The organism is Acinetobacter sp. YH12102 (assembly GCF_013419125.1).
Classification (GTDB): domain Bacteria; phylum Pseudomonadota; class Gammaproteobacteria; order Pseudomonadales; family Moraxellaceae; genus Acinetobacter; species Acinetobacter pseudolwoffii.
The window spans coordinates 1-14,791 of the sequence record NZ_VPAS01000025.1 but is presented as its reverse complement, the minus strand read 5'-3'; the positions used below and the strand labels follow the sequence as shown (position 1 = coordinate 14,791).

Annotated in this window: 14 protein-coding genes and 4 pseudogenes; 12 read left to right on the top strand and 6 right to left on the bottom strand. The window is 39.2% G+C overall.

The annotated features are described in order from the left end of the window. Window positions 1-451, bottom strand: a pseudogene (locus tag FTU42_RS13915) (copper resistance protein CopD); the annotation flags it as partial. Window positions 452-515: 64 nt separating this feature from the next. After that, on the bottom strand, window positions 516-896 hold the full coding sequence (locus FTU42_RS13910; RefSeq protein WP_159516732.1) for a copper resistance protein CopC: 381 nt from the start codon (window positions 894-896) through the stop codon (window positions 516-518). A 351-nt stretch (window positions 897-1,247) separates the two neighbouring features. Between FTU42_RS13910 and FTU42_RS13905 the strand changes: the two genes are divergently transcribed. From FTU42_RS13905 to FTU42_RS13880, 6 genes are all read left to right on the top strand, one after another. Further along, on the top strand, window positions 1,248-1,490 hold the full coding sequence (locus tag FTU42_RS13905) for a DUF2789 family protein (protein WP_004281876.1): 243 nt from the start codon (window positions 1,248-1,250) through the stop codon (window positions 1,488-1,490). Between the two features lie 603 nt (window positions 1,491-2,093). Beyond that, on the top strand, window positions 2,094-2,525 hold the full coding sequence (locus FTU42_RS13900) for a hypothetical protein (protein WP_004695737.1): 432 nt from the start codon (window positions 2,094-2,096) through the stop codon (window positions 2,523-2,525). A gap of 26 nt (window positions 2,526-2,551) precedes the next feature. Then, on the top strand, window positions 2,552-2,800 hold the full coding sequence (locus tag FTU42_RS13895) for a DUF2933 domain-containing protein (RefSeq protein WP_004695740.1): 249 nt from the start codon (window positions 2,552-2,554) through the stop codon (window positions 2,798-2,800). Window positions 2,801-2,820: 20 nt separating this feature from the next. Further along, window positions 2,821-3,471 (top strand): isoprenylcysteine carboxylmethyltransferase family protein, encoded by a 651-nt coding sequence (locus tag FTU42_RS13890; protein ID WP_004663997.1) that lies wholly within the window; start codon window positions 2,821-2,823, stop codon window positions 3,469-3,471. A gap of 11 nt (window positions 3,472-3,482) precedes the next feature. Next, on the top strand, window positions 3,483-5,858 hold the full coding sequence (locus tag FTU42_RS13885) for a heavy metal translocating P-type ATPase (RefSeq protein ID WP_159516733.1): 2,376 nt from the start codon (window positions 3,483-3,485) through the stop codon (window positions 5,856-5,858). Next, complete coding sequence (locus FTU42_RS13880; RefSeq protein ID WP_180001712.1) at window positions 5,855-7,138, top strand: MgtC/SapB family protein; 1,284 nt, start codon at window positions 5,855-5,857, stop codon at window positions 7,136-7,138. The genes FTU42_RS13885 and FTU42_RS13880 overlap by 4 nt, the downstream gene beginning before the upstream one ends. A 38-nt stretch (window positions 7,139-7,176) precedes the next feature. On the opposite strand, the gene FTU42_RS13875 is transcribed toward FTU42_RS13880, so the two are convergent. Both FTU42_RS13875 and FTU42_RS13870 read right to left on the bottom strand, forming a co-directional pair. Further along, a complete protein-coding gene (locus FTU42_RS13875) occupies window positions 7,177-8,577 on the bottom strand; it encodes a heavy metal sensor histidine kinase (protein WP_159516735.1) in 1,401 nt (466 codons plus the stop codon). Next, window positions 8,570-9,250, bottom strand: coding sequence for a heavy metal response regulator transcription factor (locus FTU42_RS13870; protein ID WP_004668313.1), 681 nt, complete (start codon window positions 9,248-9,250; stop codon window positions 8,570-8,572). Before FTU42_RS13870 ends, FTU42_RS13875 begins: the two co-directional genes overlap by 8 nt. A gap of 148 nt (window positions 9,251-9,398) precedes the next feature. On the opposite strand from FTU42_RS13870, the gene FTU42_RS13865 reads away from it, so the two are divergent. The 4 genes and pseudogenes from FTU42_RS13865 to FTU42_RS13850 form a co-directional block, all read left to right on the top strand. Next, window positions 9,399-9,716, top strand: coding sequence for a hypothetical protein (locus FTU42_RS13865; RefSeq protein WP_004755899.1), 318 nt, complete (start codon window positions 9,399-9,401; stop codon window positions 9,714-9,716). Between the two features lie 86 nt (window positions 9,717-9,802). Further along, complete coding sequence (locus FTU42_RS13860) at window positions 9,803-11,686, top strand: copper resistance system multicopper oxidase (protein WP_180076561.1); 1,884 nt, start codon at window positions 9,803-9,805, stop codon at window positions 11,684-11,686. Then, on the top strand, window positions 11,673-12,602 hold the full coding sequence (locus FTU42_RS13855; RefSeq protein ID WP_159516737.1) for a copper resistance protein B: 930 nt from the start codon (window positions 11,673-11,675) through the stop codon (window positions 12,600-12,602). Before FTU42_RS13860 ends, FTU42_RS13855 begins: the two co-directional genes overlap by 14 nt. Window positions 12,603-12,625: 23 nt before the next feature. Then, window positions 12,626-12,823, top strand: a pseudogene (locus tag FTU42_RS13850) (hypothetical protein); the annotation flags it as partial. A 16-nt stretch (window positions 12,824-12,839) separates the two neighbouring features. Here the strand turns inward: FTU42_RS13850 and FTU42_RS13845 are convergent. Then, window positions 12,840-13,029: pseudogene (locus FTU42_RS13845) on the bottom strand (DDE-type integrase/transposase/recombinase); the annotation flags it as partial. A gap of 9 nt (window positions 13,030-13,038) precedes the next feature. On the opposite strand from FTU42_RS13845, the gene FTU42_RS13840 reads away from it, so the two are divergent. Further along, a complete protein-coding gene (locus FTU42_RS13840; protein ID WP_373685761.1) occupies window positions 13,039-13,332 on the top strand; it encodes an NAD(P)H-dependent oxidoreductase in 294 nt (97 codons plus the stop codon). An 88-nt stretch (window positions 13,333-13,420) separates the two neighbouring features. Further along, window positions 13,421-13,867, top strand: coding sequence for a ribbon-helix-helix protein, CopG family (locus FTU42_RS13835; protein ID WP_016658834.1), 447 nt, complete (start codon window positions 13,421-13,423; stop codon window positions 13,865-13,867). Between the two features lie 442 nt (window positions 13,868-14,309). On the opposite strand, the pseudogene FTU42_RS13830 reads toward FTU42_RS13835, so the two are convergent. Then, window positions 14,310-14,791, bottom strand: a pseudogene (locus tag FTU42_RS13830) (ISNCY family transposase); the annotation flags it as partial.

The window sequence follows — 14,791 nt, the reverse complement described above, 5'->3', positions numbered from 1 at the left end:
AGGTTAAATTAGCGACATGTCCGAGCTGGGAAAAACTAAAAATAATCGGGATAAGTAAAATACAAAATATTGAACTTTCAATTATAGAAAACTGACCTTTGTTCCTGTTAACTTTAACCACCATGAGAAGAAGTAAAAGAGCAAAACTAATAGAACGAAGAACGTATATATACCCCGTCGGAGTATTAACCAATATATTAATATACGTGGGGTCCACCATCCCTGTAATACCAGTATTGGCAAAACTACCAATCAGAATAAAAAATCCCAAGGTACTGGAAATTAGGCCTAATCCAGCGCCAATTGTAATATATTTAAGAATCGATTCTTTTAGTTCAAGATATTGTCTAAGTAAAAAATAGCAAAAGGCTCCACCAACGACAAAAGCTAAACTTAAATATAAAATAACCTTAGTTAACCAAGTGGCCCACATCCAATATTCAGAAATCATTATTTTTGTCCATTCTAGAACAACATGCCAGCACCTCACTGACATGTTGAAAGGTAATCAATTCTTATTTAGTTGATTTGATAGTGAAACTATATTCACCATTCATGTTGTGGCCATCTTTCCCCATTGTTGTCCAGACAACGGTATATTTACCTTTTTTCAGTTTCGGAAGAGCGACATCAAAGGATTTCTTTAAGTCATGCGTAACTTCATATTTTAAAGGAACATCTCTTCGCTGAGCATCCAGTAACTTAATATTCATCAACATAACCTCTGCACCAAAGTTAAGGGTCAAGTTCTTTGGTTGACTAAGGACAGATGCATTTTCCGCAGGAATCGCACTCACTAAACTCACATGAGCGAACGTAGTTGTAGTAGCCACAATCATCGTTGCAGCTACTACAACATTACGTAGAGCAGTCATTTTATTTTGAAATAATTTCATTTACGTTTCCTCTTGATTCGTTAGTTCATTAGAGATGACTTTATAAAATCTATATTTAATGAGACCACATCATCTCCTCTTATATTTCAATTATTAGTGAGAGACAGAAACAGAGCGATGACTTCAAAATTACATTTTTGTCATTTTTAAAATTTAAAATCTTTAACTATTAAAATAATCTTATTGAAAAATAATGATCATTTAACAAACAAATTATGTAGGTGGTTGATTTATGAAATGTAGTAATCATTTTGTCTAAGAAAATAGTAGCTATTTAATTTTTTATATTTTAGTTTAAATATAAACATGTTATGTTTAATTTGATCTAATATAAATTTGTGGGCTAAGCACATGACTCAAACACGTCCAAGAATGACCAAATTATTTGAACAGCTTGGTTTAGCTTCTACTGAAGAAGCAATTGCAAAATTCATAGAGAGCCATCAGCTAGCTGGAGATGTTTTTTTAACACAAGCAATTTTTTGGACTGATGCTCAACGTCATTTTTTAGAAGAAAAACTACACTCTGATGGTGAATGGACGACAGTGATTGATCAATTAAATGAGTCTTTACATGAAAATTCAGTAAAATAATTTTCCGTTAGTATTAAGGATCTACATTCTTCCCTGCATTGAATACAACTCATTCATACAGTAGTACTGTTTTGGAGATGGAATCTCTATTATATAAGTAGTAGATTCCTTACTCTGAAATTTGGATTATAAACCCTAATATTAAAAATAATCTTCTTTACCTTCTATCTAATAAATATACCAATAAGTTTAATAATTAAATTATCCACCCTTTTTTCTATAAAAAACTATTTTGATCAACTGTATTTTTTCTTTAAAGGAATAACAGTGTAAATTACATTAAGAATGTGTCTCTAACTAGCCTTGGAGTCATCTAATCATTTCATTTTTATTTTTTTAAGCACATAAAATCATAACAACTTTAATAGTTTTAAAAGATTAATATTAAATAAAATTTTTGTCATCTCAGCATAGACTATATATTTCGAGAAGATCTCAAAATTACATTTTTGTCATTTTTAAAAATAATTAATTAATAGTGCTAAAATTTTTAAGAGAGACAGAGAATAACCAAAAATTTCATCAGTTTAGTAGTCAAATTCCTAGACTCTGTTCAGTACTAAAACATAGCTTTTACTTCCAAATTATTTAAAGGAAAAAATTATGATGAAATTCAAAAACATTTTTTTGGGCTTATGTATCGCAGCCGCGTCATTGAATACATTTGCACAGCAATCCGATGAACACAAAGATCACCACCCTGAAAAAACAGCACCATCTGCAGTAACAATTAAGCAAACAGTTACCAGCACCACTGCTACAGATAAAATGGCTGCAATGGATCAACACATGAAGGCGATGCAAGCCATGCATGAGAAGATGATGGCTGCAAAAACCCCACAAGAACGTCAGAAACTTATGGCTGAGCACATGAAACTCATGCAAGGAGGTATGAGTATGATGAAACAGATGGGCAGCCAAAGCATGAATGCAAATATGGCTGACCGTCAGCAGATGATGGAAAAACGTATGGACATGATGCAATCCATGATGCAGATGATGATGGACTGTATGCCTCCGTCAGCAACTAAATAGTTACCCATGAATTAGGGGAAAGCACCATGAATCACCAACACCAAGAAAATAATTCAGTACCTAACTTCTGGTCTACACGTTATGCCATTGGTCTAATCGTGCTGGGTGGTATCGCAGCTTATTTTCTATTAACGGAACATTTAGCCCACGTTATCGGTGCTTTGCCTTATTTATTCCTTTTAGCGTGTCCACTGATGCATATTTTTATGCATGGTGGTCATGGGCATAACCACTCGCAGCAAAAAAAATCCGATATATCTGATAACAAAAAATAGCTCTTATCAGGAGATCCATCATGAATCATGCGGAATCGGCTTATGGTTTATGGACGCTGGTTATCATTAACTCAGCAGTTTTTATCATGTTCGCTTTCAGTTTTTTTAGACCTTCCACTGCGCGCGATTGGCGTACATTTGGGGCCTTTTCGGCTTTTATCATTGCTCTATTTGTCGAAATGTATGGTTTTCCTTTAACCATTTACCTGTTATCTGGTTGGCTTCAAACTCGCTTCCCTCAACTTGACTTACTTTCTCATAATGCAGGTCACTTGTGGTCAACGCTATTAGGTGAAAAAGGTGATCCACATTTTGGCATTTTGCATATCGCCAGTTACGTTTTCTTGGGCTATGGATTTTACCTGTTATCAACGTCATGGCACGTGCTGTACAACGCGCAACGTCAGCATTCTTTAGCGATCACAGGCCCTTATGCACGTATACGTCACCCACAATACGTGGCTTTTGTGATGATCTTGCTGGGTTTTTTATTGCAATGGCCAACTTTACTGACACTGATTATGTTTCCAATCCTACTCTTAATGTACAGCCGCTTGGCAATTAAGGAAGAGGCTGAAATGAGTAAACAGTTTGGCGCTGTCTATGACAGCTATGCTCAACAGACTCCGAGATTTATTCCAAAATTCGGCCATAAAACCACTTTTCCATAAGAGAATTATTTATGTCAGATCAAAAAAATCATAACCAGGACCATATGGCACAGGCTACAACAGACGTACTGAAAGACCCAGTCTGTGGTATGACCGTCACTGAAGAATCGAAATACCATGAGGAATTTAAGGGGAAAACTTACTTTTTTTGCAGTGATAAATGTCAATCAAAGTTTCATAGCAGCCCGGTGCAATATATCGCTAAACCCGCAACGACGACTGCCGATGCACATACACAGCATCATCAGACTACTCAATCCGTTAATGATGCAAGCACAACAGGCACGACCATCTATACTTGCCCAATGCATCCAGAAATTAGACAGGATCATCCTGGAAACTGTCCTAAATGCGGAATGACACTGGAACCACTCATTCCCGAGTTAGAGGAAGATGAGAATCCTGAGTTACGTGATTTCCGTCGACGCTTCTGGTGGACACTGCCACTCACCATAGTCGTGACTTTTTTGGCAATGTTTGGCCATCAACTGAACCTGTTCGACATGGCAGTTCAGAGCTGGATTGAATTAGTGTTGTCACTCCCGATTGTACTGTGGGCAGGTTGGCCATTTTTTTCCCGTGGTTGGCAATCGGTTGTGAATCGCAGCCCAAACATGTGGACCCTGATCGGTCTAGGTACAGGGGCTGCTTTTATTTACAGTGTGGTTGCGACCATTGCACCACAAATCTTTCCAGACTCATTTATCTCCATGGGTCGTGTCGCTGTTTACTTTGAAGCTTCAGCGGTCATCATTTCTTTGACCCTACTGGGGCAAATACTGGAATTAAAAGCACGTTCGCAAACTTCTGCTGCAATTAAGTCACTCCTCGGACTTGCTCCTAAAACAGCTCGCCGAATCCTGCCCGATGGAACTGAGGAAGATGTTCCTCTGACTCATGTCCATGTAGGAGATTTACTCAGAATTCGCCCAGGTGAAAAAGTTCCTGTGGATGGTGTAGTCACTGAAGGAAGCAGTTCAGTAGATGAATCAATGCTGACAGGCGAACCTTTACCAATCACTAAACGCGTCGGCGACAAAGTCATTGGAGCTACCCTGAATACCAATGGTTCATTGATCATGCGTTCAGAGAAAATTGGTTCAAGCACCATGTTGGCTCAGATCGTACAGATGGTGGCGCAAGCTCAACGCTCGAGAGCACCCATGCAACGTATGGCTGATCAGGTAGCAGGTTGGTTCGTAATGGCTGTAGTGGCTATTGCCTTACTTACCTTCTTTGGATGGGGACTGTTCGGCCCAGAAGAGTCGAGCTGGGTTTATGCATTAATCAATGCTGTGGCAGTACTGATTATTGCCTGTCCTTGCGCACTGGGCTTGGCAACCCCAATGTCTATCATGGTTGCGACGGGTCAAGGTGCCACCCATGGTGTGCTATTCCGTGATGCGGCGGCCATTGAGAATCTGCGCAAGATTGACACACTAATCATCGATAAAACAGGTACGTTGACTGAAGGACGCCCTGCATTCGACCGTGTAGTAGCTGCAGCAGGGTTCGAGGAATCTGAAGTATTACGTCTGGCCGCTAGCCTGGATCAAGGCAGTGAACATCCGCTAGCTGATGCGATTGTAAATGCAGCACACGAACGTGGCCTGTCTCTTGAAACACCAGACAATTTTGAATCAGGCTCTGGGATCGGTGTTCGAGGTCAAGTGGGCGATCGTCAGTTAGCTTTGGGCAACACGGCACTGATGGAACAATTGGGTATCTCCGTACAATCTCTGATTCCGCAAGCCGAAGAGCTGCGTTCGGAAGGGGCAAGTGTCATGCATCTAGCCATCAATGGTGAATTGGCCGGCCTGCTTGCAGTATCTGATCCCATCAAAAAAAGTACTCCTGAAGCTCTTACCACCCTGAAGGAAGCTGGACTACGTATCGTAATGGCAACAGGAGATGGTCTCACCACTGCCCGTTCAGTCGGAGCACGTCTGGGAATCGATGAGATACATGGTGAAGTCAAACCCGCAGATAAACTCGAACTTGTCAGCAAATTGCAGAAGCAAGGTCGCATCGTGGCAATGGCCGGCGATGGAATCAATGATGCACCTGCACTAGCCAAGGCTGATGTCGGTATCGCTATGGGTACCGGGACTGATGTCGCAATGAATAGTGCTCAAGTTACCCTGGTCAAGGGAGATTTACGCGGTATCTCGGTTGCCCGTTCACTCTCGGAAGCTACTGTCAGCAACATGAAACAGAACCTCATGTTTGCTTTCCTTTACAATGCCTTGGGTATCCCAATAGCAGCTGGCGTACTCTACCCATTTACAGGTTGGTTGTTGTCACCCATGATTGCGGCCTTGGCCATGAGTTTTAGCTCCGCTTCAGTGATCACGAATGCCCTTCGCCTGCGACATAAAAAGCTATGATAGAGAGTCCTTTTCTTCCACCAGATGTATCAGGCCTAGTTGCAGCACTTGCCATCGGCCTGCTCATTGGTTTAGAACGAGGATGGAATGATCGTGAACTGCCAGAAGGCAGCCGAGTAGCAGGCCTACGTACCTTCACATTGACAGGATTACTCGGAGGAGTGCTGGGTCATCTACAGCCAAACTTTGGGCCTTGGCCACTAGTCGCAGCCGTATTAGGGCTTTCCCTTTTACTTACGGTATCCTACGCGCGTACCGCAAAAATTTCCGGTAATTTAAGCGCTACCACGACGATCGCGATGCTGTTGACATTAGTTCTAGGTGCATATGCATCCCATGGTAATGTTACTTTAGCATTAACAGCGGCTGTCATCGTGGCTGTATTTTTGGATCTCAAGCCAACCTTACATGGTTGGTTACGCTTGATCGAACATCGTGAATTAACCGCATCTCTACAGTTACTGGTACTTTCTGTCGTTATATTACCTTACTTACCCAATACGGGTATGGGACCTTTTGCTGCATTAAATCCTTACCAGTTATGGTGGGCAGTGATCCTGATTGCCGGACTCTCTCTGGCAGGTCATTTTGCCATGCGGCTCACCGGTTCAGAAAGAGGCATACTCTGGACAGGTCTATTGGGTGGTTTGGCATCTTCTACAGCTGCAACTGTCGCACTGGCACGCTATACACGCCAGCACCCCGTCATGGTCAGTGCTGCTATTTCTGGAACATTGGCTGCCTGTGGCATCATGTTTTTTCGTATGGCTGTACTGATAGGCGTCATTGAACCCGCACTTCTAAGCACTTTTGGTGGTGCAATGATGATTGCGGGAATCCTTTTGCTGGGTATGGCACTGTGGAGACAACGCCAAATTACCAGCGCTGAAAACAACGATCGAACAATAGAAGCAATGGCTCCTTTTGATCTTGGGACAGCATTCAGCTTCGCTGCTTTCCTTTCTGTCATGGCAGTCTTGGTTCCGGCAGCAAAACAATGGTTGGGCACCAGCGGCATCTTCGTACTATCGACTATTTCCGGGCTAGCAGACGTAGATGCTATTTTAGTCTCACTTGCCCGCCTGCATAGTACTGAAGGCTTAACAACAAATGTGGCTGCTGTCGCGCTAGGGCTGGCCACACTGAGCAACATGTTAAGCAAAGCGACAATTGCATGGATGACAGGGGGGGCACAGTTTGGCCGAGCCATCATAATTGGCTACACAATTGCCATGATAGGTGCTGGCGTAGCTCTGGCTCTCAGTTTGAGCTTTATGTAAGGTCAACTCGGGTAAATGGAGGATGTTCAAAAAATGAGTTAAAACGATTCCCCTTGCATGGATTCACTTTGAAAAACAATGGTAAAAATGATTCGACCATTGAGGGATTCAGCCTGGATGGTCGCCCCAAGCATATCAAGAATAGATTTTGTTATGGCAAGCCCTAAGCCGGTTCCTTCTTCTGTTCTTTGCCTAGACGCATCTGTTCGATAAAAACGATCAAATAATCTGGATAGTTGTTCAGGAGAGATTTCAGGGCCTTCATTTTCAATTGAAAATATTGTGTTATCTAAATTCTGTTGAAGTTTTATCCGTATTGTAGAATTCTTGTTTCCATATTTAACTGCATTAGACAATAGATTGCTGAGTGCGCGACGTAACATAGCAGGATCACCTTTTACATTGCCAGATCCTGTTTGTTGAAGTGTCATATTTTTTTCGGCAGCGAGAGCGTCATAGAAATCAAATAAAGCGGTAACTTCTTTAACGAGGTCAATATTCTGTAAGTTCTGTAAATTTAAGCCATGTTCTGCTTTTGCCAAGAAAAGCATATCGGACACCATTCGAGCCAAACGTTCAAATTCTTCTAAATTAGAAAATAGTATTTCTTGATAAGTACCAATATCTCGGTTACGGGCGAGACATACTTGAGTTTGGGTCATTAAATTATTAATCGGTGTTCTAATTTCATGTGCTAAATCAGATGAAAAATCGGAAAGTTTTTCTAAAGCTGACTCTAGTCTGTCCAGCATAGCATTGAAGGCGATTGCCAATGATTTTAGTTCGGTTGGTGTATGCTCAACTTCTAAACGTTCTGAAAGATGTTGAGCAGAAATTCCTTCTGCGACCTTAGCCATTTTTTGCACGGGTCTTAAACCTCTCCAGGTTGCAAACCAACCTAAAAACATTAAACAAATTGTACCAGCCAAACCAATATACAAAAGTTGACGCTTAAAATCTTTTAGAAAATGTAGATGTTCTGATGTATCGATCCCAACAATAATTCGTACAGATTGTATTTCAGAATTTCTATTTATACCTGTAGTGTAGATCATGCCACGATAGGTCTTATTTTGAACTTGCCATTTAATCCATGAATTATTTGCTGACTTGATTAAATTTTGAGTATTAATGATTGAGGATGCAGAACTAAATAAAACTTGACCTGTCGGTCGTTCTATTTGGACCATAAGATCATGGTGTCCAACTAACGCATCTCTTAAATAGAAATTAAGTTCTGGAGAATTTTTAGGATGCTGTTGGAGAAGATTCTGAATAAGCTGGATTTTACCTTCTAATTGGGTACGGTCTTGAGTTTCAAAATGATGCATTACTAATTTATTTATGAACAAACCCATAATAATTAGAATGAAAATAGTAGATAATGAGAAAATGATACCGATCCGGAAACTGATCGCTCTGAATAAATTATTATTCATCCTCTACCTCTAGTACATACCCCATTCCTCGAATATTCTGAATTAATTTGGGAGTAAAGTTACTGTCAACTTTACTTCTTAATCGTTTAATAGCGACTTCAACGACATTCGTATCACTATCAAAATTCATATCCCAAATTTGAGAAGCAATCAGCGCTCTTGGTAAAATTTCACCTCGTCTACGCATAAAAAGTTCCATAAGCGCGAATTCTTTTGCCGTCAGATCAATGCGTTGACCCGCTCGCGTTACCCGACGTTTTCTCAAATCAAGTTCTAAATCAGCAATCTTAATAATATTACTATCTTCTCTTTGCTGCCCTCGTCTAAGGAGAGTTTTGATTCGAGCAAGAAGCTCTGCAAAAGCAAAAGGCTTTATTAAATAATCATCAGCGCCTAACTCTAGACCTTTTACTCGATCTTCTATCTGATCTCTGGCTGTTAAAAATAGAATGGGCATTGTTTTACCGCTGCTACGAATATCATTGATAATATTCCAACCATTTAGTCCAGGTAACATCACGTCTAAAATAATTAAGTCATACTCTTCAGAAAGAGCTTGATGTTTACCCGTTAACCCATCTGTAACCCAGTCGGTAATATAGCCAGCTTCGGATAAACCTTGCTTGAGATAGTCACCAGTTTTTTGTTCATCTTCAACCAATAATATTCTCATCTCAGAATCCTAAGTCATTCATTAAACCTATAATAACTTTATAAAACCCGAGATTGAAATAGATTACAAAAATGTCATTTTCAAGTCACTCAGATGTTCAGTGCTTCACTTTATTGTAGTAGCAAGAAATTAACTTTTAGAGAAACTTATGAAAACTGTAGTGCGTCGTAGTCTAACAATTTTAATGTGTGCTGGAACTTTAATTGCTGGTACTCAATCTTGGGCAAATGATGCAAAAGATCTATCAAATTCGAAATCTAATGCTGTGACAACTGCAAAAAAAGCACAAGAGCCGTGTTCTAAACCTTGTAAGATGAACAAGGATAATAAGGTTCAGCAAGAACCTAGCCAACAGCAAGCGGCAAATTCCTCTGATATGTCGAAAATGGATCATTCCATGATGAATATGGACCATTCGAAAATGGATCATTCAAAAATGAATATGTCCAATACATCAAATAAATAATTTTATAAAAGCAGGAAAGGAGTATTGGAGCTAACGATAAGGATTGCCTTAATACTCTAATCTGGTCTTTTTAACGGTGAGATAGAATGTCAAATAAGTTAAGTCATGTACTCTTAATTGGAGTTGGTTTATTTTCATCAACTTGGGTAATGGCGGCAGTTAAAGAATATGATTTAACGATCGCGGAACAGACTGTAAATATTACAGGAAAACCGCTAAAGAGAATTACCGTTAATGGTAAATTCGTTGCCCCTCTTCTTGAATTTGAAGAGGGAGATGATGCCGTTATTCGTGTTCATAATAAGCTAAAAAATCAGGACTCTTCAATTCATTGGCATGGATTGATATTACCCGGAATCATGGATGGTGTACCAGGGTTCAACCAGTTCGAAGGCATCGCCCCTAATAAAACGTATGAATATAAATTCAAGGTTCGTCAAAATGGTACTTATTGGTATCACTCCCATAGTAAAGGGCAAGAGCAAGACGGCCTATATGGTGCTTTAGTTATTTATCCGAAAAATAAAACCCCCTTAACATCATCTGAAAAAACTGATAGAGATTATGTGGTTTTGCTTTCTGATTTTCATAATTCAACAAGTGATCAAATCACAAAGAATCTTAAAAAAGAAGCAGATTACTATCAGAACCGTCGAGAAACGGTATTTGATGTCATGAAACAAGTTAAACGTGATGGATTAAAGGCAACTTGGCAAGACCGCTCTATGTGGAATCAGATGCGGATGTTGAAAACAGATATGTCTGATGTCACAGGCTATACATTTTTAATGAATGGCAAAACACCTCAGCAAAACTGGACCGGTAATTTTAAAGCTGGAGAAAAAGTTCGCCTTCGATTTATTAATGCTTCTGCAATGTCATTTTTTGATGTACGAATTCCAAATTTAAAAATGACAGTGGTAAGTGCCGATGGTCAACCTGTAAAACCTGTTCCTGTAGATGAGTTCCGTATAGGTACTGCTGAAACTTATGATGTCATTGTTGAACCGAAACAAGCCCATTATCAAATCGAAGCTGAATCTATTGATCGTACTGGATTTTCGGTTGGAACCTTACATGATGAAAATACCTCACCTGTAAAACAAATTGAGATGCCTAAGCCTCGTCCTCGTTCTTTATTGACTATGGAAGATATGGGAATGAATCATGATATGTCTTCTATGAAAGGCATGAATCACGATATGTCTTCTATGAAAGGTATGGATCATGATATGTCTTCAATGAAAGATATGAATCATGATATGTCTTCTATGAAAGGCATGAATCACGATATGTCTTCTATGAAAGGTATGGATCATGATATGTCTTCTATGAAAGGTATGGATCATGATATGTCTTCTATGAAAGGTATGGATCATGATATGCCGATGAATAGCGCTACTGTTAAGGCGGCTTCAGACAAGAATGATAATACCGTATTTGGATGGGCAAATGCTTCAACACCTGAAGGTAATAAAGCATTGCAATATAGTGATTTGCAATCGTTAGATCCTCAAAAAGACACTCGTGCAGCTGAACGTGAAATAGAGATCCGTCTTGGTGGAAACATGGAGCGTTATATTTGGACAATAAATGGTAAAAAATTTAATGAAGCCGACCCACTAGTGGTGAAGTATGGTGAACGTATTCGCTTAAAATTTGTCAATGACAGTATGATGGCTCACCCAATGCACTTACATGGCATGTTTATGCAGCTTGAGAATGGTCAGGATCCAAGCAATATGCCAAACAAACATACGGTAATTGTTCCACCTGGGAAAACGATAACCACTCTACTCACAGCTGATGAGTTAGGTGAGTGGGCTATTCATTGTCACCTGCTTTACCATATGAGTGCAGGAATGATGAATAAACTCATTGTAGCTCAAGTGGAAGATGGTAATTCTACAAAGACTGTTCCTCAGTCCCAAGTAAATGAGAAGGGAGTAAATCCACATGCACATCACTAATAATTTGTTTTCAAAAACAACTTTGATGATTGCGCTATTTGGATTATCAAATCTGACCTTTGCAAAGAACACTCAACCAGTAGAAGATAGCAATATGCCAGAAAGTATGAAGGTACTATTGCAGGAATCTGGTGGGTTAAGCTATTCCCCGCAAAATGTTTATCCAAAGTATTTTTCAAAAAGAAATATTAACAAGGGAAACAAAAGTATTCAAATTATGCGGAAGAATTTGGAACCAGCTGATTCCTCCCATAATAATCATCTTAAAGAACATGGTGGTCAAGTTTATCAAACTACAAAACTCGAAAATGAATGGATGGTTGATGAAGACGGTAAAGGTGGGTTAGGAACAAAGTTTGAAACTTTGATTGGTACAGATGAAAATCGTCTATTTATTGAAGCCAATTCGGAAAAGTCAGAAAGTAATGATCCAAAATATGCTGTATCAGCACTTTATAGCCGTAACGTAGCCCCATTTTGGGATGTACAAGCTGGGGTAAGATATAGTGAAGATAAAAATAACAGCAGCAGCGATCGAGTGGATGGGGTTATTGGTATATTAGGTCTAGCTCCTTATTTCTTTGAAACACAAGCATATCTTTATGGCGGTGAGAATAATTTTTGGGGAGCAAGTTTTGAATTAGAACGTGATTTGCTTTTAACTCAGAAACTTATTACTCAACCTTATATCGAAGCAGATGTAATATTTAGCGATGATTCTAACTATGCTGCAAAATCAGGTTTATCAGAACTAAAAACTGGTATCAAAACCCGATATGAGATTACTAAGCGAATTAAACCTTTCATTGATGTTGCTTACCAATATGAAAAAGGACAGAAAGCCACTTCTATGCAAGAGGCAACAGAGTCTGAAAAGGGATGGAAATATGGTGCAGGCATCGAATTAGTTTTTTAAAATAGTATGATTTGGATTCATGAATGGTAGCTTCGGCTACTATTCATGAATTATTACTATTTATTTTCGAATCTGTAAAACTAAAAAAGCTTAATTTTTGGTCTATTTTTATGCAGTGGTTAAAAACATGCTTATCGCTGTTTTTATCGTTTGCTATTCTTTTAGTAGGATCGGCTGCTACTACTTCGTCTGTACATCATCGGTGTTTAATGCCATCTGAATAGATGCATGTGACATAGCCGTCTTCATCGATTTGAATCCTAAAGTGGCCCTAATGATCCGCTTTAGCTTGCCATGATTACATTCGATCACGTTATTTTTATACTTAACCTGCCTGTGCTCAAGATCTGGTGGACATTTTCTTTCCCATTTTAACCGTGACAAAGCACCTCCATATGTGTGCTTTATCTGTATCTATCACTTGTGGGGCCTTCCTTTGCCAGAAGATGCGGATACTGAGCATCCAAAAGTAAAAGAACTGCATGAGCTTCTTGCATGGTCTGAAGGTATGGTCTGGTGTTCACCTGAACGTCATGGTTCTATGAGTTCCATTTTTAAATCACAAATAGACTGGATTCCACTTGCAGGAGGAGCAATCCGTGCTACCCAAGGTAAAACCCTTGCCTTGATGCAAGTCAGTGGTGGATCACAGTCTGAACCGTACCGGGTTTGTCGGAGAGTCAATATTCTGAGAGACTATCCCGATGACAAAATTAAAATATACCCCTGAAATCAGAGAAAGAGCGGTTCAAAAAATTTGAAACTACCATCTTAATGATATACTCTAATTGATATACATTTAGATTGGGTTGTTTATAATGTTGATGCTTCGATTACCTGTAGAATTAGAAAAACAGTTAGATCAACTGGCTGAAAAGAGTCAAAGAACGAAATCATTTTTAGCCAGAGAAGCTATTTCTATGAGTATTGAGAGCTTATCGAAAAAATATATACATGAAAACAAAGGGTTAAGTTACATGAATATTAATCTATATGAAACTCTCGTTAAATTTTTTTCTACACCAGTTAATTTAGAAACTGAATCTAGAAAATCTAAATTTATTATGTTTAGTGAGGACGGAAAATTATTTGTTCACAATAACAAAGATAATATTCGCCCTTTAAGCACTGATGAAGTTGATAATTTTTATAAGATTTTTAAGGAAACTGGAAGTCGATCTCCATCAACCTATACCGATGTAACCTTCAACTCATCATATATTCTTGCTGCACTATCTCATTTAAAAGAACAAGCTATTATTTAAATAGCTTATACAAATAAAAAACCCCGGCATCCTGCCGGGGTTTTTTATTGGAACATTAGGTCTTTGTGCTCTTGCATGTCTTATATAGCGCCATCCTGGTGCTTATTTTTTATTATATGGAACTTCCTGTTCCTGACCATTCAATAATATGAAAATTCCAGTATGCCGCATAGCAGCAAAGGGCCGAGATTCACGTAAGCCTAGGCCTACAAAATAGCCTAAATTTCATCCACAGAAATTGGGGATAGTTTTTACCCTGGAAGAGTTGATAACATTCGGAAAATGCCAAAATTGATCATTTTTAAGCCGACTTGTTTCAAAATCGGATTTTTGGGCATTTTGTGATCAGTGTGAAATTTTTAAGTTATTGATATTAATATACAAGTGTTGTTATTCACCAATTAAAATGTCTATGCGATAAACCATTTAAAATGTCCTGTTTTTAACCACAAGAGTCAAGCACAGGATTTAAATTTCTTTGTTCAATAACAGCTTTCTGAGCTTTACGACTCGGCATACTTTTCTTGAGGCGGGAACGTTTATTCTGTTTTTCCAATGCTTCATGCTGTTGCTGGATATGGGCCAGAACCGAACCTAATCTTTTATTCTCAACCACTGCATTTTGCTGTAGTCCAGCCAGTTTATTGAAGACGCTATAATAGATCTTCCGTCCCTCATACATGATGGCGATAGTTCCATCCGGGTACTCCAGAAATGAAATGTATTGCCCAGCAAGCTTATGATTCAGCTCTGTCGGTTCAAGCATATAAATACACTTGTCATAGGTCAGAGTCAGATTCTTGGTGACCTTACGCGGTTCCTGCCAGGTAAAAATATCATCCAGTTCAAGATCAGATTCGGTTAATGGTCGATGCAGGTTCTTTGAGTTTCGCGCACATTTGGCGAACTTCTGATTGAACTGCT